Annotated in this window: 16 protein-coding genes; 11 read left to right on the top strand and 5 right to left on the bottom strand. The window is 70.3% G+C overall.

Annotated features, from left to right (window positions below):
- Nucleotides 1–14 precede the first annotated feature (14 nt).
- The 4 genes from AB0I12_RS01920 to AB0I12_RS01935 all read left to right on the top strand — a co-directional run bounded on the left by AB0I12_RS01920 (nt 15) and on the right by AB0I12_RS01935 (nt 5,348).
- Nucleotides 15–1,643: an extracellular solute-binding protein gene (locus tag AB0I12_RS01920; RefSeq protein WP_359923177.1), complete on the top strand. Its 1,629-nt coding sequence runs from the start codon at nt 15–17 to the stop codon at nt 1,641–1,643.
- Between the two features lie 384 nt (nt 1,644–2,027).
- Nucleotides 2,028–3,080 carry a Gfo/Idh/MocA family oxidoreductase gene (locus AB0I12_RS01925; protein WP_359923180.1) on the top strand — a complete coding sequence of 351 codons (1,053 nt, stop codon included), beginning with the start codon at nt 2,028–2,030 and terminating at the stop codon, nt 3,078–3,080.
- Nucleotides 3,077–4,240 carry a Gfo/Idh/MocA family oxidoreductase gene (locus AB0I12_RS01930; RefSeq protein ID WP_359923182.1) on the top strand — a complete coding sequence of 388 codons (1,164 nt, stop codon included), beginning with the start codon at nt 3,077–3,079 and terminating at the stop codon, nt 4,238–4,240. The genes AB0I12_RS01925 and AB0I12_RS01930 overlap by 4 nt, the downstream gene beginning before the upstream one ends.
- 10 nt (nt 4,241–4,250) lie before the next feature.
- Nucleotides 4,251–5,348 (top strand): glycoside hydrolase family 172 protein, encoded by a 1,098-nt coding sequence (locus AB0I12_RS01935; protein WP_359923184.1) that lies wholly within the window; start codon nt 4,251–4,253, stop codon nt 5,346–5,348.
- 23 nt (nt 5,349–5,371) lie between these two features.
- Here the strand turns inward: AB0I12_RS01935 and ligD are convergent, their stop codons facing one another.
- From ligD to AB0I12_RS01950, 3 genes are all read right to left on the bottom strand, one after another.
- On the bottom strand, nt 5,372–6,292 hold the full coding sequence (ligD, locus tag AB0I12_RS01940) for a non-homologous end-joining DNA ligase (protein WP_359923187.1): 921 nt from the start codon (nt 6,290–6,292) through the stop codon (nt 5,372–5,374).
- Between the two features lie 114 nt (nt 6,293–6,406).
- Nucleotides 6,407–7,660: a HAMP domain-containing sensor histidine kinase gene (locus AB0I12_RS01945; protein WP_359923190.1), complete on the bottom strand. Its 1,254-nt coding sequence runs from the start codon at nt 7,658–7,660 to the stop codon at nt 6,407–6,409.
- Nucleotides 7,657–8,349, bottom strand: coding sequence for a response regulator transcription factor (locus tag AB0I12_RS01950; RefSeq protein WP_359923192.1), 693 nt, complete (start codon nt 8,347–8,349; stop codon nt 7,657–7,659). Before AB0I12_RS01950 ends, AB0I12_RS01945 begins: the two co-directional genes overlap by 4 nt.
- Nucleotides 8,350–8,474: 125 nt before the next feature.
- Between AB0I12_RS01950 and AB0I12_RS01955 the strand changes: the two genes are divergently transcribed.
- From AB0I12_RS01955 to AB0I12_RS01975, 5 genes are read left to right on the top strand one after another with little or no spacing between them, the layout of a single operon-like run.
- The gene (locus AB0I12_RS01955; RefSeq protein WP_359923194.1) at nt 8,475–8,789 is read left to right on the top strand and encodes a hypothetical protein; all 315 of its coding nucleotides are present in this window, start codon (nt 8,475–8,477) and stop codon (nt 8,787–8,789) included.
- Entirely contained in the window at nt 8,786–9,802 is a 1,017-nt protein-coding gene (locus tag AB0I12_RS01960) for a MoxR family ATPase (RefSeq protein ID WP_359923196.1), read from the top strand. Before AB0I12_RS01955 ends, AB0I12_RS01960 begins: the two co-directional genes overlap by 4 nt.
- On the top strand, nt 9,799–10,728 hold the full coding sequence (locus AB0I12_RS01965; protein ID WP_359923199.1) for a DUF58 domain-containing protein: 930 nt from the start codon (nt 9,799–9,801) through the stop codon (nt 10,726–10,728). Before AB0I12_RS01960 ends, AB0I12_RS01965 begins: the two co-directional genes overlap by 4 nt.
- A complete protein-coding gene (locus AB0I12_RS01970) occupies nt 10,725–11,663 on the top strand; it encodes a VWA domain-containing protein (protein ID WP_359923202.1) in 939 nt (312 codons plus the stop codon). Before AB0I12_RS01965 ends, AB0I12_RS01970 begins: the two co-directional genes overlap by 4 nt.
- A gap of 13 nt (nt 11,664–11,676) precedes the next feature.
- Nucleotides 11,677–12,600, top strand: a complete 924-nt coding sequence (locus AB0I12_RS01975) for a trypsin-like peptidase domain-containing protein (RefSeq protein WP_359923204.1) — start codon at nt 11,677–11,679, stop codon at nt 12,598–12,600.
- A gap of 5 nt (nt 12,601–12,605) precedes the next feature.
- Here the strand turns inward: AB0I12_RS01975 and AB0I12_RS01980 are convergent, their stop codons facing one another.
- Nucleotides 12,606–13,439 carry a phytanoyl-CoA dioxygenase family protein gene (locus AB0I12_RS01980; RefSeq protein WP_359923207.1) on the bottom strand — a complete coding sequence of 278 codons (834 nt, stop codon included), beginning with the start codon at nt 13,437–13,439 and terminating at the stop codon, nt 12,606–12,608.
- Between the two features lie 87 nt (nt 13,440–13,526).
- Between AB0I12_RS01980 and AB0I12_RS01985 the strand changes: the two genes are divergently transcribed.
- Nucleotides 13,527–14,366 (top strand): AraC family transcriptional regulator, encoded by an 840-nt coding sequence (locus AB0I12_RS01985; RefSeq protein ID WP_359923210.1) that lies wholly within the window; start codon nt 13,527–13,529, stop codon nt 14,364–14,366.
- Nucleotides 14,367–14,378: 12 nt separating this feature from the next.
- Nucleotides 14,379–16,184, top strand: coding sequence for a heparinase II/III family protein (locus tag AB0I12_RS01990; RefSeq protein WP_359923213.1), 1,806 nt, complete (start codon nt 14,379–14,381; stop codon nt 16,182–16,184).
- Here AB0I12_RS01990 and AB0I12_RS01995 read toward each other — a convergent pair.
- A complete protein-coding gene (locus AB0I12_RS01995) occupies nt 16,181–17,923 on the bottom strand; it encodes a glycoside hydrolase family 35 protein (RefSeq protein ID WP_359923215.1) in 1,743 nt (580 codons plus the stop codon). The two genes, AB0I12_RS01990 and AB0I12_RS01995, sit on opposite strands and share 4 nt — an antisense overlap.
- Between the last annotated feature and the right edge of the window lie 74 nt (nt 17,924–17,997).

The raw sequence follows: 17,997 nt of genomic DNA on the forward strand, positions 1-17,997 counted from the left end.
AGTAGGTAACACCCATGAGTGTCTACGATGCACGGCCGCTGGGGCGCCGGGCGGTCCTCGCCGGCGGGGCGGCGCTGGGCCTGGCCGGTGCGGTCGGCTGCTCGAACGACGGCCGCGGGGCGTCGGGCGCGGGGAACGACGAGGCGGCGCGGTCCAAGATCCGGCCGACGTACGAGCGGTACACCGGGGTCAAGCCCGATCTGGCCGGCGCCGAGTACAACATCCCGGACGCGTTCAACAAGTACCCGGCTGATCCGGTGCGGGCGATCGACGCGGCGCCCGGCGACGGCAAGCCGATCACCGTGACGACGTACACGAACACGCCGATCCCGCCGAAGCTCGAGCAGAACACGTTCTGGCAGGAGTTCAACAAGCGGGTCGGGTCGCCGGTGCAGGTGAACCTGACCCCGTCGGTGGACTACGACAAGAAGTTCGCCACCGCGGTCGCCGGCGACCAGCTGGGCGACCTCTTCGTGGTCGGCGCGATCGCGCAGACGCCGCAGATGCTGGCCGCGAAGGCGGTCGACCTGACGCCGCACCTGTCCGGGGACAACATCAAGAAGTACCCGTTCCTGGCGAACCTGCCCGAGGTGGCGTGGAACTCGGGCATCTTCGACGGCAAGATCTACGGCGTCCCGATCCCGCGCGGTGCGATCAGCTCCCAGGTGATGTACAGCCGCGGCGACATCCTCGCCGCCGAGGGACTCAAGGCCGAGGTGAAGAGCGCCGCCGACTTCGTCGAGCTGTGCAAGGGCCTGACGAACAAGAAGCTGAACCGCTTCGCGCTGGCTTCCGCGCCGACGCAGTTCGTCCGGAACATGTTCGAGATCCCGAACACCTGGAGCAAGGACAGCGACAAGCTGGTCAGCAATCTCGAGCACCCTGCGCACGAGGAGGTGTTCGGCATCCTGCAGAAGCTCTGGAAGTCGGGCTACATCCACCCGGACGCGTACGCCGGGCAGAACCTGGACCTGAAGACCCGGTTCTCGAACGGCTCCAGCCCGCTCGTCCAGGACACGTTCAGCGGCTGGCCGACGTACCTGCAGATGATGACCGACCCGAAGGCCGAGATCGCGATCATCGCGCCGCCGAAGCACGACGGCTCCGGGCAGGGCAAGACCTGGCTGGGCGCGCCGGCGATCGGTGTCACCGCGATCAGCAAGAAGGCCGAGGGCCGGGTCGAGACGTTGCTCGCCTACCTGAACTTCCTGGCGGCGCCGTTCGGCACGCAGGAGTACCTGTTCCGCAAGTTCGGTCTGGCCGGGGTGCACCACACGATGCAGAACGGCAGCCCGGTGCTGAACGCGAAGGGCTTCAGCGAGACCCAGCTCGGCCTGATGTACCAGGCCGACGCGCCCTGGACGATCTTCCTGCCCGGCAAGGAAGGCAGTGCCGAGAACCAGTTCAACGCGATGAAGACGGTGTGCCCGACGGCACTCGCCAACCCGGCGGCCGGCGTGTACTCCGAAACCAGCAACCGCAAGAACAAGCAGCTCAACGACGCGATCAACCAGGTCACCGACGACATCGTGCAAGGCCGCAAGCCCGTGTCGGCGTGGACCACGGCAGTGAAGAAGTGGAAGAGCGACGGCGGCGACAAGATCGCCGAGGAACTCGCCCAGGCTCTGAAGGCCTCGCGCTGAGCTGCCACGAGAACCCGATTGCACGGCCGGTCCGCGTCCCGGTCGGGGAGCGCGGCCGATCTGTTGCGGTCCCGCAGGGGCACTCACTGGTTGAGACTGTCCGCGACCTGCGGAAGGCCGGCGAGGTAACCTCGGACGCGATGCAGTTGCTGCAGCGAGGGATCCTCACAGCGGACGCAGAACTCCGCAAAACCAACACGGCCGGCCGTCTGCCGGCCCTTCAGGACGTCCGCCTGACGCCGCCGACGGCGTCGGCACCACACAGACCATGACCCTCACCAGCGGGACGGACTCCGTCCAGCTCCAGCTACCTGCCCTGCCGAACTGGGACACCTGGTCGGACCACGACCCGGGCGTCGTCGGCCGACATCGGAAGGAACACCCTTGAACTCCAGCCAACCCATCCGCTTCGCCGCCGTCGGACTCGACCACGCGCACATCTTCGGCCAGGTTGCCGGCCTGATCAAAGCCGGTGCGACGTTCGCCGGGATGGCCACCGACGACCCGTCGGCGGCGGTCGCGGTCTCGGTCCGCGAGCGGTACCCCGACGTACCGTTCGTCGACGACCCGGACGAGCTGATCGCCGCCGACGGGATCGACCTGATCGTGACCGCCGCCGTACCGGACCGGCGCGGGCCGATCGCGGTCGCGGCGTTGCGGGCCGGCAAGGACGTGGTCGCGGACAAACCCGGGTGCGTCACCCTCGAGCAGCTCGAAGAGGTCGAGAAGGCCGTCGCCCAGAGCGGCCGGTTCTGGTCGGTGACGTTCTCCGAGCGGTTCGAGGTCGCGTGCGTCGTCAAGGCCGGTGAGCTGGTCCGCGAGGGCCGGATCGGCACCGTGGTGCAGACGCTCGGCGTCGGCCCGCACCGGATCGGCGACCGCGGCCATCTGGCCGGTGGCGGCGGCCGCCCGGACTGGTTCTACGACAAGGCCCGCTACGGCGGCATCCTGACCGATATCGCCTCGCATCAGATCGACCAGTTCCTCTGGTTCACCGGTGCGCGGACCGGCGAGGTGGTGACCAGCTCGGTCGGGAACTTCGCCAACCCCGACGAGCCCGGGCTGCAGGACTTCGGCGAGATCCTGCTGCGCAGCGACAACGCCCAGGGCTACATCCGCGTCGACTGGTACACCCCGGACGGCTTGCCGACCTGGGGCGACGGCCGGCTGACGGTGCTCGGCACCGAGGGCTACATCGAGATGCGCAAGTACGTCGACCTGGAAGGCCGCCCGGGCGGCAACCACCTGTTCCTGGTGGACAACAAGGGCACGCACTACATCGACTGCTCGGACGTCGAGCTGACCTACTTCCCGGACGTGCTGCGCGACGTACGGGACCGGACCACGACGGCCGCGCCGCAGGAGCACACGTTCGAGACGATGCGGCTGGCCCTGACGGCGCAGCAGAACGCGACCGTCCGCGGAGCGGCCCGATGAAGGTCGCGATCGTCGGCTGCGGCAACATCAGCCACCGGCACGCCGAGGCGTACGCGAAGGCGGGCCGGGCCGATCTGGTCGGGGTCGCCGACGTCGTCGAGGCCAAGGCGCGGGCGGCGGCGGAGAAGTACGGCGCGACGCCGTACCCGAGCGTGACGGAGCTGCTGGCGGCGGAGGCTCCCGACCTGGTCTCGGTGACGACGCCGCCCGGCAGCCACGCCGAGATCGCGATCGAGGTCCTGGCGGCCGGCAAGTCGGTGCTCCTGGAGAAGCCGCCGGTGCTGAGCCTGGCCGAGCTGGACGAGGTCGCGCGGGCCGAGGAGGCGAGCGAGGGATCGGTCTGGGTGGTGTTTCAGCACCGGCACGGGTCCGGGGCCGTCCGTGCCGCGGACCTGCTCGGCCGCGGCGCGCTCGGCCGTCCGCTGGTCGCGGTCTGCGAGACGCTGTGGTTCCGGCCGCGCAGCTACTTCGATCCGGAGTGGCGCGGCACCTGGGTCGGCGAGGGCGGCGGACCGACCCTCGGTCACGGCATCCACCAGATCGACCTGCTGCTGCATCTGCTCGGACCGTGGCGGACGATCACCGCGTCCGCGGTCCGGCTGGAGCGTCCGGTCGAGTTCGAGGACGTCTCGACGGCCTTGGTGACCTTCGAGAGCGGCGCGGTCGCGACCGTGGTGAACAGCCTGCTGTCGCCCCGGGAGCTGAGCCGGATCCGGATCGACACGTCCGGTGGAACGCTCGAGGTGAACCACGTCTACGGCTACTCCGACCGGGACTGGACGTTCCATCCGGCACCTGACGCGGCCAAGGCAGCCACGCTCGGCCTCGATCCCGGTGTCCGGCAAGCAGACGGCCTGCTCGTCGGCACGGCGGAGTCCGGGGCCGCGGCCGACCCCTGGGCCGCGTCGGCCGGCGAAGACGTGCCGAGCAATCACGAAGCCCAGATCACCCGGCTGGTCGACGATCTGCTGAGCGGTCGCACCCACGAGACCACGCTGGCGAGCACCCGGCCGACGATGGAGTTCGTCACGGCCCTCTACGCGTCGTCGATCACCGGCGGGCCGATCCACCGGACCGACCTCACCCCGGCCCACCCGTTCTACCGCGCACTCCACGGCAACCTCCCGAAACCCCAGGTCACCGAGTCGTTCCTGCCCTGAGAGGAAGCCTGTGTTCCCTACGTTCACTGTTCCTGTCCTCCCCGATGGCGTGGTCAGCCGGTCGATCAACGCCGAGAACCGGACTGGCGCGCCCGGTGCGGCCGCGCGGGCCGCGTCGGCGCTCGGTCCGTCCCGGAAGGGTTCGCCCGCCCTCGTGTTGCCCGCGGGGGAGACGGCTGTCCTGGCCGACATCGACGGCCCGGGCGTGATCCGGCACATCTGGCTGACGGTTCCAGACCGCACCGAGCACGGTCCGTTCGTCCTCCGGGACCTCGTGCTGCGGGCGTACTGGGACGGGTCGGACCTGCCGTCGGTCGAGGTGCCGCTCGGCGACTTCTTCTGCAACGGCTTCGGCACGCGCGCACTGGTCACCTCCGCCCCGATCGTCGTCGCGCCGACGGGTGGGATGAACTGCTACTTCCCGATGCCGTTCCGTACGGGCGCACGCCTCACGCTCGAGAACCAGCACGCCGGCGAGCTGCCCGGGGTGTACTTCCAGATCGACTACACGCTCGGCGACGACCTCAGCCCCGGTACGCCGTACTTCCACGCGCAATGGCGGCATTGTGACGGTACGGCGGCCTTGGGCACCGACCACGTGATCCTCGATGGGGTCGAGGGCCGCGGCACGTACGTCGGCACGTATCTCGCGCTGACGTCACTGCACCGCTACTGGTGGGGCGAGGGCGAGGTCAAGTTCTTCGTCGACGGCGACGACGAGTTCCCGACGTTGTGCAGCACCGGCCTGGAGGACTACGCGGGCGGCGCGTGGGCCTTCCAGGACGCGCTGCGCACCGACCCGGAACCGGAGATCGTCACCTTCAGCGCGCCGTACTGCGGGTACCCGTTCCACTCGGCGCGCGATCGGACGAAGGCGTCGCCGTTCTCGACCGAGGCCCTGCCGATGCACGGCCTGTACCGCTGGCACCTGCCGGACCCGATCCACTTCACCGAACGCCTCAAGGTCACCGTCCAGCAGATCGGCGCCTGGGACCACGGCCTGTTCGAACGCCAGGACGACATCGCCACCACGGCGTACTGGTACCAACTCCCACCCCACAACCCATTCCCGCCACTGCCCGAACCCCGCTCCCGCCACCCCCGCTAGGCCGACTGCCCGGTGGCTGGCCCTCATCGCGGACGCTCCCGGATGACGTCGGCGGCGGACTTGTCGAGGCGGAGGCCCTGGAACCGGGGATGCCGGAGCATGCCGTCGCGGGTCCATTCGGAGAAGGCGATCTGGCCGACCAACTGGGGTTTCACCCAGTGCACCCGCCGCCGGGGAAGCTTGCCGTCGGCAAAGGGCGGCTCGTCCTGCTCCAGGGTGCGGAGCTTGCGGGCGAGCTCGTCGAGCGTGCGCCGGTCGTAGCCGGTGCCGACCTTCCCGGCGTACCGGAGCTCGTCGCCCTCGTAGTAGCCGACGAGCAGCGCGCCGAACCCGGACCGGGTGCCCTGGGGATCGGTGAAGCCGCCGATCACGAACTCCTGCGCGGTGACGCACTTGAACTTCAGCCAGTCCTTGGACCGGCCCGAGGTGTACGCCGAGTCCGCCCGTTTGGCGATCACGCCTTCCCAGCCTTGGCGGCACGCGTGTTCCCAGTAGGCGACGCCGTCGCGGTTGCGATGCGCGGTGTAGCGGAGCGGGTCGGCGTACGAAACAAGCTCCCGAAGCGCGGCTTTGCGCTGCCGGAGTTCGACCCCGGTCAGGTCGCGGCCGTCGTGACGGAGGACATCGAAGAGGTAGAGGTACACCGCGACGGTGCTGTGGCGTGCCTTGTCCGGGTTGTTCACCTGCATCCGTTGCTGCAGCCGCGCGAAACTCGTGGCGTGGCCCGCGAACGCGACGATCTCGCCGTCGAGGACGAAGTCGCCCTTCTGGGCCGCGAGAGCGTCCACCAGTTCCGGGTAGCTGTTGTTCAGCTCGAGCCGGTTCCGCGAGTACAACGACACCCTGCCGCCCGACCGATGGACGAGGCACCGGATGCCGTCGAGTTTCCGCTCGTAGATCCACTCCGCGTCGGAGAACCGCTCACCGGTCAGCGTCGCGAGCATCGGCGAGATCCACGATCCGGAAACAGAGCGTTCACGGTGCGCCACCAGCTTCTGGTGCCCAGCGCCCGGCCTCGCATGCGCCGTAGGTTCGGCCGAGCGTGGGGGCGCCGGGGTTCAGCGGCGGGGGCCGAGCGGGTCGTCGGCCGGCGGCGTGGGGGAGCGGCGGGTGGTGTTGGTGAGGGACCGTTCGGGGAGCCAGATGACGAACGTGCTGCCTACGCCGAGCTCGGAGTGCAGCGTGACGGTGCCGCCGTGGGACTCCGCGATCTGGCGGACGATCGCGAGCCCGAGGCCGGCCCGCCGCTGGCCGGTCGACGGTACCGTCGCGGGCGACTGCTGCTGGCCGGCGCGGTAGAACCGGTCGAACACGCGGTCGGCGTCGTCGGCCGCGATCCCCGGGCCCTCGTCGCGGACCGCGATCCACGCCCAGCCGTTGCGGCTTCCGACCGCGAGCACCAGTTCGCTGCCGCCGCGCGCCAGCCGGACCGCGTTCGAGAGCAGGTTGTCGACCGCCCGGCGCAGCGCCGACGCGTCCCCGGCGGCAACCGGGCCGGGCGCGAGCCGCCGTACGACGCGGAGCTCGCGGTCGGCGGCGAGCAGTTCGTACTCCTCGGCGGCCTCGCCCGCGATCGTGGCGAGGTCCACGTCGGCGTCGACGAACGCCGGTGACGACCGGCGCGCGGAGGCGAGCAGGTCCTCGACGAGCCGCGTCATCCGCTGGATCGCGCGACCGACGATCGCGGTGGCCTGCGCACGGTCGTCCGGCGGGGTGTCGTCGTGCGCGAGGACGGCATCGACGTTCGCCTGGATCACGGCGAGCGGATTGCGCAGTTCGTGCGAGGCGTCGTCGACGAGCTGGCGCTGGGCCAGGAACGCCGTCTCGAGCCGCCCGAGCATGCCGTCGACAGTGTCGGCCAGATTGCGTAACTCGTCGTGCGGTCCCTGCAGGGCGATCCGGCGGGACAGGTCGGTCGCGGAGATCTCCTGCGCGGTGGCGGTGATCCGCCGGACCGGACGCAGGACCCGGCCCGACAGCCACCAGCCGGTGCCGAGACTGACCAGGAACAGCGCGCCGATGCCGGCCGCGGAGTAGTTCCGCAGGGTTTGCAGCGTCTGGTAGTTGACCGCGGACTGCACACTCGACAGCTCGGCGGCCTGGATCACCTGGCCGGGCTTGAGGTGGAACTCGCCGTGCGCGTCCTTGTAGTACTTCTGGACCTCGATCGAGTCCAGCGGCTTGGGCTCGAGGATCTGCGACAGCGCGAGGTACACGCCGCCGAGCAGCAGCGCCGACAGTGCGATCAGCACCGCGGAATAGGTCAGGGTCAGGCGGAACCGGATCGTCTGCGCCCAGAGCGGGAGCTTCATGTGTCACCCCTGAGGCGGTAGCCACGGCCGATGACGGTCTCGAGGATCGGTTCCTCGCCCTCGCGCGCGAGTTTGCGGCGCAGGGTGCCGACGGTCACCCGGACGGTCTGGGTGAAAGGATCCGCGTTCTCGTCCCAGACGTGTTCGAGCAGCTCCTCGGCCGAGATCACGTGGCCGGGGCGCGACATCAGGTACCGCAGGATGCCGAACTCCTTCAGCGTCAGTGGGAGCTCGCGCCCGGCCCGGGTGGCCAGGTGCCGGGAGGAGTCCAGGACGAGGTCGCCGACGTGCAGCTGGGTGGTGCTGTTGGTGACGTCGCGGCGGAGCAGGGCGCGGATCCTGGCCAGCAGCTCGACCAGCGCGAACGGCTTGGTCAGGTAGTCGTCGGCGCCTTCGTCGAGGCCGCGGACGCGGTCGGCCAGCGAGGCGCGCGCGGTCAGCATCAGCACCCGCAGCTCCCGTCCCGACGCCACCTCGATCTCGCCGCGGCGGACCGCGCGGCACAGGTCGAGGCCGCTGGTGTCCGGCAGCGTGATGTCCAGGATCGCCAGGTCGTACGGCGTGCTCGCGAGTTTGTCCATCGCCTCCGCGCCGGTGGTGGCCGCGTCGACGGCGTACCCGGCCCGGCCGAGTCCCGAGCGCAGCGCGCTGACCAGGCCTTCCTCGTCCTCCACCACAAGTAGTCGCACGCCCCCAAGGTAGCCGGGAACCCGCGCCGGTCCGGTGCGCGCTTTCGGCGCGCTTTCGGTCCGCTTTCCGGTCGTTTTCGCGCCTGCTTGATGAGCTGTGGCCAGGCGAATCGAAGGAGAACCTGATGAAGCTCCCGGTCAAACGGCTGGTCCTCGGCAGTGCGGTGGCGGTTGCGGCGCTCGGTGCGGGCGGGATCGCGTACGCCGCCGGAAACGACCCCGCGCCGGAGCAGGGGTACGTGACGGTGGAGGACGGCGACACCACACCGTCGCCGTCGCAGCGGTCGCAGGACTGCCCCGAGAAGAACGGGCAGCGCGGTCAGGGCGAGGGTGGGCAGGGCCAGGGCGAGCAGCCATCGCAGCAGCCATCGCAGCAGCCGTCGCAGCAGCCTTCGCAGCAGCCTTCGCAGTCCGAGCAGAACCCGGCCGGTAACGCATGACCGAGCCGCACCTTCCGCGGGGCGCCGCGACAGCCGCGTCGCTCGAGCACGCGCTGTTCGAGGTGAAACGGGTCGTCGTCGGCCAGGACCAGCTCGTCGAGCGGATGCTCGTCGGGTTGCTTGCCCGCGGCCACTGTCTGCTGGAAGGTGTGCCGGGCGTCGCCAAGACGCTCGCCGTGCGCACCCTGGCCGAGGTGATCGGTGGCCGGTTCGCCCGGCTGCAGTTCACCCCGGACCTGGTGCCCGGCGACATCATGGGGACCCGGATCTGGCGGCCGTCCACCGAGGGGTTCGACACCGAGCTCGGCCCGGTGTTCGCGAACCTCGTCCTCGCCGACGAGATCAACCGGGCGCCGGCCAAGGTGCAGTCCGCGTTGCTCGAGGCGATGGCCGAGCACCAGGTCAGCATCGGCGGTACGTCGTACCGGCTGCCGGAGCCGTTCCTGGTGCTCGCGACCCAGAACCCGGTCGAGTCCGACGGCGTGTACGCGCTGCCGGAGGCGCAACGGGACCGGTTCCTGCTGAAGATCACGGTGGACTACCCGACCCCGATGGAGGAGCTGACGATCCTGCAGCGGATGAGTGCGCACCGGCCGCACGCGAGCGCCGTCCTCACCCCGGAGCAGGTCGCGCAGCTGCAGGAGGCAACGGATGAGGTCTTCGTCCACAACGCAGTGGCGGAGTACGTCGTCCGCCTCGTGCACGCGACCCGGGTGCCGACGCAGTACGGGATCCACGACCTGGCCGGCGTGCTCGAGTTCGGCGTCAGCCCGCGGGCGACGTTGGGACTGGTCGCGGCCGGGCGGGCGCTGGCGTTGCTGCGCGGGCGCGACTACGTGTTGCCGGCCGACGTGTACGACGTCGCGCTGGACGTGATGGCGCACCGGTTGGTGCTCACGTTCGACGCGCTCGCCGACGGGGTCGATCCGCGGTCGGTCGTCACGCGGATCCTGCACACCATCGAGCAGCCGCACGTGGTGCCCTCCGACGACGCCCAGGGATCGGCGGCATGACCGACCTGCTGACCGGGCGGGAGCGGGCCCTGCGCGCGCTCGAGCTGACGGTGAAGCGAAAGCTGGAAGGCTTCCTGCACGGCGAGATCACCGGCCTGCGCAGCGGTCCCGGCAGCGAACCGAACGAGGCGCGTCCGTACCAGCCCGGCCAGGACGACGTACGGCGGATGGACTGGAACGTGACGGCCCGCTCGGTGGAACCCCATGTCCGGGCACCGCTGGCGGAGCGCGAGCTGGAGACGTGGGCCTTGCTGGACGCGTCCGCGAGTATGGACTTCGGCACCGCGCTGAGCGAGAAACGCGATCTGGCGGTCGCGATCGTCGGCGCGGTGGGGCTCCTGTCCGACCGCCCCGGCAACCGCCTGGGCGTACGGATTGCCCAAGGCAACGACCTCCGCCGTCTCCCGGCCGCCGCGGGCGCGGTCCAACTCCGCCGTACCCTCCGTACTCTCCTCACGCTCCCGAGACCCGAACCGGGTGCCGTCCCCGGGACAGATCTGGGTCGTGCGATCAGTCGCCTCGACCGGGAACATCGCAGGCCGGGGATGCGCCTGATCGTGTCGGACTTCCACGAAACCGGCTGGGCGGATCCCCTGCGGAGGCTGGCCGCCAGGCACGAGGTGATCGCCGTGGAAGTGCTGGACCCCCGCGAACTGGAACTCCCCGAGGTCGGCCTGCTCACCCTCGTCGACCCGGAGACCGGACGACGTCGCGAGGTCCAGACGTCCAGCCGCAAACTCCGCCGCCGGTACGCCGACGCGATGGCGGCACACCGCGAACAGACCACCCAGGCGATCCGGGCCGCCGGTGCGGCGCATCTCGTGCTGCGCACCGACACCGACTGGGTCCGGGACGTCGCCGCCTTCACCACCGCGCGCCGGCGGGCCGGCGTCCGGCGGAACCCGACTGCTGTGAGGACCAGATGAGATTCGAGCAACCGCTGTGGCTCTGGCTGCTGGTGCTGGTCGCCGCGCTCGTGGCGGCGTACCTGATCGCCCAGCGCCGCCGGACGAAGTACGCCGTCCGGTTCGCGACCCTCCCGATGCTGGAGAAGGTCGCCCCGAAGCGGCCCGGCTGGCGCCGGCACGCGCCGGCCGCGGCCTTCCTCGCCGCGCTGACCGTGCTGACGATCGCGATCGCCCGGCCGGTCGCCGACCTCCGGGTCCCGCGTGAGCGCGCCACCGTCCTGGTCGCGATGGACATCTCGAACTCGATGGCGGCGACCGACGTCGCGCCGAACCGGTTCGAGGTCGCGAAGCAGGCCGCGGTCCAGTTCGTGCGGGACCTGCCGGAGAAGTTCAACGTCGGGCTGGTGTCGTTCGCGCGGACCGCGACCGTGGTGTCGGCGCCGAGTACGAACCACCAGGCGACCGTCGACGCGATCAACAGCCTGCAGCTCAGCGACTCGACCGCGATCGGGGACGCCGTCCTCACCAGCCTGCAGGCGGTGCGGACGATCGATCCCGACGATCCGCCGCCCAGCCGGATCGTGCTGCTGTCCGACGGCGGCAACACCGCGGGCAGCCCGGTCGACCAGGCGGCCGAGGCGGCCGCGCAGGCCGGCGTACCGGTGTCGACGATCGCCTACGGCACGCCGGACGGAACCGTGAACCTGGAAGGACGTGAGATCCCGGTTCCCGCGGACACCGAGGCACTGCAAGGTCTCGCCGACGCGACCGACGGGTCCTTCTACGAGGCCGAGAGCGACGAGCAGTTGCGTGACGTCTACTCCGACCTCCAGTCCTCCATCGGCTGGACCACCGAGCCGCGCGAGATCACCAGCCTCGTTGCCGGGATCGCCCTGGCGGCGGCGCTGCTGGCCGCGCTGGCCTCGCTGCTCTGGTTCTCCCGCCTTCCTTGATCAGGAGCTACCTATGCCTCCACATCTCGGCCACCCGTTCCGCGGACCGGACTACGTCCCCGGTCCGCCCCCCAGCTCCGTCACCCCGGCCCTCGCTCCGGCATCCCCCTCTCCGGCAGCGGCACCTCAGGCCGGGGTGACGGCCCCACCACTCCTCCCGCCAGCTGCGCCGCCGGTTGCTCCGCCAGGCGTTCGGTCCGGCGGCGGTCGGCGTCGAGCGGGGCTCGTCATCGGCACGCTCGCCCTCTCCATCACCGCCGGTGGACTCGCCGGCGCCTTCACCGGCGGTGACCCCGCGACGGATCTCCAGCAGTCGTCAGCACCTCCGGCGGCCGCCCAGGGTTCCATCACCGCGGCCGCCGCGAGTGTCCTGCCGGGCGTCGTCTCGGTCCGGGCAGGTCGCGCGACCGGCTCCGGCTTCGCGGTCGACCAGCAAGGCCATGTGGTGACGAACGCCCATGTCGTGGAAGGAGCGAGTGATGTGTCACTGGTCCTGTCGACCGGCCGTACCGTCGACGCGCGAGTCGTCGGCGCCGACGAGGACAACGACCTCGCTGTACTCCAGGTCGCGTCCGCCGACGCCGCGGCCCTGCGCGCGCTCCCGCTCGGCCGGTCCGCACAACTCCAGGTCGGCGACCCGGTGCTGGCCGTCGGATCCCCACTCGGCCTGGAAGGAACCGTGACCGCCGGCATCGTCAGCGCCGTCGACCGCCAGGCCCGCTTCGGCGACAACGGCACCCGCCAGACCGCGATCCAGACCGACGCCGCCATCAACCCTGGCAACTCCGGCGGCCCGCTCGTCAACGCCGCCGGTCAGGTCGTCGGCGTCAACACCGCCATCGCCACCCTCGGCACCACCCGCTCCGGCAACATCGGCATCGGCTTCGCCATCCCGGTCGACCGCATGACCACCATCGTCGACAACCTCCTCGACTGACCAAGCTATGGCCGGCTGTCGTAGAGGATCGGGTTGAGGGGGGATCGGGGGATTTGGCCGGGGGTCGTGCCTGGCATCCAGTTGGCCAGGTCGGCGTGCTGGTTGTCGTTGGTGGGGGCGGCGGCGCGGATGTCGGCGTCGATGTAGATGACGGTCATCACGCGCCGGGGCTCGGTGCCGCGGTTCGGGCCGGCGTGGTGGAAGGTCCAGCCGCGGTGGAAGGACGCGTCGCCGAGAGCGAACGGTTCGACGACGTCCTCGAAGTTCTGCTCGGCCACGGCGTTCTTCAGCTGTTCCTCGGACTCGTCGGAGATCGGGAGCTCGCGGCCGAAGGCGAAGTTGTGGCTGCCGCGGGCGAACGCGAGCGGCCCCATCTCCCGCGGCGTCTCCTGCAGCGGCAGCCAGATCGTCACGCACCGATCGGAGGACAGCGGCCAGTAGTACTGGTCGGCATGCCACGGGGTGATGCCGCCGCTCGGCTCCTTGTAGAGCGCCTGGTCGTGGTACAGCCGGACGGCGTGCACCCCGAGCAGTTGCGCCGCGATACCGGCCAGACGACGGGAGAACACGAGCTCCTTCACCAGCTCGTTCTGCTGCCACAGGTTCGTCACCTGCAGGAACGCCTTGCCGTACGTGTCCCGCTCGGCGAGCGGCAGGTGCTGGGTGTTGAGCCGGATCACCTCGGACGTGATCGTCGGCTCGTACCGCGCGATGGTGTCCGGGCTCAGTACGCCGGACAGGTGGGCGAACCCGTCGCGGTTGAAGTCGGCGGTGGCGGTCGGCGGCAGACCGTCGTACGGCAGGTCGAGCTCGTCGACGGAGAGGTCGGTGGTCGTCATGGCCTCCACGATTCCAACCCCGGCCCTCGGGGTGCTACGCCGCTGATGACCGGTTCCGGTACTCAGTTGTCCTCCTAGACTGTGCCGATGAACCCGCGCTACGAGCGGCCGGGAGTCCCGAGCGGTACGACGTTCACGTGCTTCACCAGGCGCGAGCGGTCGTTCGGCTTCGCCTGGCACTTCCACCGGGAGTACGAGCTCACGCTCATCACGGCGGGATCCGGGACGAGGTACGTGGGTACCGATGTGGAGGGGTACCTGCCGGGCGATCTCGTGCTGCTCGGCCCCGATCTGCCGCACACGTACGCGTCGGATCAACAGTCCGAGGCCGCCGTGACACAGTTCCGGCACGACTTCCTCGGCGCCGGCTTCTTCGAGCTCCCGCAGTTCGCCGCCGTCCAGAGTCTGCTGAGCCGCTCGGCCCGCGGGTTGTACTTCGGCCGCCACGAGTTGCACGCCGACATCGCTGCTCTTCCCCGGCTCGCGCCGGCCGACCAGACGGTGCGGCTTCTCGACGTACTGCAGCGTCTCGCCGCCGGTACGGCAGCGACACCGATCACCGGAGCCGGGTACGCCGCCGCGCCGAGCACCGCCGTACGGGATCGGGTCGACGTGGTGTGCCGGCACCTGCAGCAGGCGCACACCGAGCCCGTCGTACTCGACGAGGTCGCCGCGCTCGTCCACATGGCGCCGACGTCGTTCAGCCGCTTCTTCCGCCGCGCACTCGGCTGCACGTTGACCGACTACGTCAACCAGTTGCGCGTCGAGACCGCTTGCCGCCTGCTCACCACCACCTCGCTCCCGATCACCGAGATCGCCACCCGCAGCGGCTACCACAACCTCGCCAACTTCAACCGCCGCTTCCGCGAACAGAAAACCATGCCGCCCACCCACTACCGAGCCACCCACCACCGTGGGGTCGCCTAATACGGTGTCCTGGTGACGTCGTTGATGCAGCGGTGGCGGTCCCTGTCCGACGAGGTACGCCGGACGGCCGTCGGGGCTGCCGCGGCGCGGCTCGGCGTACCTGACATCAGCGAGCGGGCCGCGTGGGAGGCCCTGGATCACGAGGCTGTCGCCGCCCTGCTGGGGGAGGCGGAGAAGGACCGCGCGCAGCCTTGGCCGCACACGTTGCTCTCGGACTACGCGCGCTACTGGCGTGACGGCGTGCGGGTCGCCTACGAGGAGCCGGTCGGTGAGCTGCGTCGCCGTACGGCGGCAGCGGTCGCGGCGGCTGCTGTCACCGGTGAGGAGTCGTGGGTCGACCACGCCGCCGACGGACTGCAGTTGCTGTGTGAGCAGACCACCTGGTGCTGGGCAGCGCACGAGTCGTTCGCCTCGGCACGCAACGAGGTCGTCGCCGATCCGGACGATCCCTATGTCGACCTGGGCGCGGCCGAGACCGTCGAGGTCCTCGCCTGGGCCGATCTTGTCCTCGGACCTGCCCTCGACGATCGCGTGCCCGGCCTGCGTCGTCGCCTGCGGCGCGAGGCACGGGTCCGAGTCTTCGTACCGTTCCTGCAGCGCCGCGACTGGCATTGGCTCGGGCTGGACGGCCGGCTGCACAACTGGAACCCGTGGATCCACGGCCACATCCTGAGTGCCGCTCTGCTGCTCGAACCCGACGCCGACCGGCAACTGGGGCTCGTCGATCTGGTCGTGGAAGACCTCAGCCGGTACCTCGACGCGATGCCGTCCGACGGCGGCTGCGACGAAGGCTATGCGTACTGGTGGAACGGCCCGGCCCGTCTGGCGACCGCTCTCGAACTCCTCGACCGGATCACCGCCGGCGCGTTCGACCCGTGGGGTGTTCCGCCGCTCGCCGAGCTGGCGCGGTACCCGGGCCGGATGGCGCTCGGCGACGGCTGGTTCGTGAACGTCGGCGACGGTCCCGCGCGACCGAGTACACAGCAGCCATGGCATGTCCTGCATCGCTGGGGCCGCCGGATCGGCGACGACGACGTGACGGCGTTCGCAGCGACCCATGGCAGCGAACTGCCGACGCCGCAGCCCGGCCTAGGACGACTGGTCCTAGCTCTGTTCGACCGCGACTGGTGGGCCGCGAAGCCTGGTGCCACAGGGCTTCCGCGCTCGACCTGGCTTCCGGAGACGCAGCTGTTCGTCGCCCGGGACGCCGGCCTGGCCCTGGCCGTCAAGGGCGGCCACAACGACGAGAACCACAACCACAACGACGTCGGCTCGTTCATCGCGGCGGTCGATTCGTCGCCGGTACTGATCGATCTCGGTCAGCCGACCTACACGGCGATCTCGTTCTCGCCGCGGCGCTACGAGCAGTGGGTCGTGCGCAGCGCCTGGCACAACGTCCCGTTGGTCGACGGGCAGGAGCAGTCACCCGGCGCGGACTCGAAGGCCACGCACATCGACGTACAGGAAGGGGTCTCGTTGGCGTTGACGCTGCCGGACGGCGCCGTACGGCGGAAGGCCTCGCTCGACGCGGGCGCCGTACGGGTCGCCGACACATGGCCGGCTGGGCACGAGATCGTGGAGCACTTCGTGATCGCCGGTACGCCGCAACGACAGCGGCCCGGAGAACTCGTCATCCGGGCCCTGTCCGGTGCCGTGGCGACGCTGACGTGGAACGCGGAACTCGGCGCAGGAACGCTCGAACGCCGCCCTGTCGACGACGACCTGCTCAGTGCCGTGTGGGGGCCGGAGGTCCACCGGCTCACCATCGACGCGTCGGCGCTGACGACGTTCGAGCTCACCGTCCGGAACACCGGCTAGAGGTCGGTGAACCCGAGCGACGCGGAGCCCGTGAAGGTCGCCGTGGGCGTGTCCATAACGTCGAGCTCGAGGACGACGAGGGTGTTCGTCCCCTGCGCCAGCAGCGGCGCCGGTACGTAGAGCGTCTCCTGGGGGCCGCGGCGCCAGTACCGGCCGAGGCAGAAGCCGTTGACCCAGGCGAGACCCTTGCCCCAGGCATCGGTTCGCAGGAACAGGTCGGACTCGCCGCCGGTCTCGAACGTCGCGCGCCACGCGGTCGGCCCGATGCCGAGAGCGGACGGTGTCGGGCCGGCGGAATCCCACAGCCGCGGAAGATTGTCGAGGTCGATCACGCACGCCGACCACCCGGTGAGCTCGTCGGCGCCCAGACGAACCGGGCCGATCAGCCCCTTCGGCTCGCCGATCCGCGGACCGTAGTTGACCCGTCCCTGGTCCTCGACGACGAGCTCGAGCCGGCCGCGCGTGTGCGGGAGCATGATCGCCCGCTCGTGCCGCTCCCGCTCCAGGACACCGACCGGCGCACCGTCGAGGAACACCTGGACACGGTCCCGGACCTCGCCGAACGTCAGCAACGCCGGCCCGGCCCCGCGCAGCTCGGTACGGAAGATCGCCAGCCGCGCCTCGAGGTCGTCGAGCGTGGGCAGCGCGGCGTGCTCTGACCAGGCGCCGCCGCAGCCCTGCAGGAGCCCGATGGGATCGGCCAGCGCGACACCGAACTCGCGGGCCGGCGGCCGGATCGCCGGCAGTTCGTCCGGCACCGGGGCGTACCGCGAGATCACCTCGCGGAACGCGTGGTACTTCTCGGTCGGGTTCCCGGCCTCGTCGAGCGGTGCGTCGTAGTCGTACGACGTCACGGTCGCGCGGTACACGCCCTTGTCATTGGCCCCGCTCGTCAGCCCGAAGTTCGTGCCTCCGTGGAACATGTAGATGTTCACCGACGCCCCGGCCGCGAGCAGCGCATCCAGCTCCGCCGCGGCCTCGGCCGCCGACGTCGTGTGATGACGTCCGCCCCAGTAGTCGAACCAGCCGTCCCAGAACTCCATGCACATCAGCGGCCCGGTCGGCTGGTGCTTGCGCAGCGCTTCCAGCCGCGACGGAACCCGCGACCCGAACGACGCGGTCCGCAGTACGCCGTCCAGTCCGCCGGCGGCGAGCATCGCGTCGGTCGGCTGGTCCACGGTGACGAGCGGAACGGTCGTGCCCGCGCCCCGGATGACCTCGGCCACGGCCTTCAAGTAGGTCTGGTCGTCGCCGAAGGCGCCGTACTCGTTCTCGACCTGGACGAGCAGCACCGGGCCGCCCTGGTCGATCTGCAGCGGGCGGACGATCTCCAGCACGTCCTGCAGGTACTGCGTGACCGCGGACATGAAGCCCGGCTCGTACCGGCGGACGCCGACACTGCTGTCCCGGAAGAGCCACGCCGGGAGCCCGCCGTTGTCCAGCTCGGCGCAGATGTACGGGCCCGGCCGCACGATCGCGTACAGCCCGGCGTCCGCGACCTCGCGGAGGAAGCGCCCGAGGTCGAGCAGGCCGGAGGTGTCGAAGACGCCCGGACGCGGGCTGTGCAGGTTCCAGGGGACGTAGGTCTCGATGGTGTTGAGCCCCATCAGCCGGGCCTTCTCGATCCGGTCTGCCCAGCTGTCCGGGTGGATCCGGAAGTAGTGCAGCGCGCCGGAAATGATCTGGAAGGGCCGGCCGTCCAGGAGGAAGTCGGACTCACCGATGGCGAAGTCAGGCATGGGTTCTCATCTCTTGTCGAGCCGTGCTGGCGACGTTGTTTACGTAAACATTGTCGTCAGCGACGGTAACTTGA

Origin of the sequence: Kribbella sp. NPDC050459 (assembly GCF_040655315.1) — a bacterium.
In the GTDB taxonomy this organism is placed as follows: Bacteria; Actinomycetota; Actinomycetes; order Propionibacteriales; family Kribbellaceae; genus Kribbella.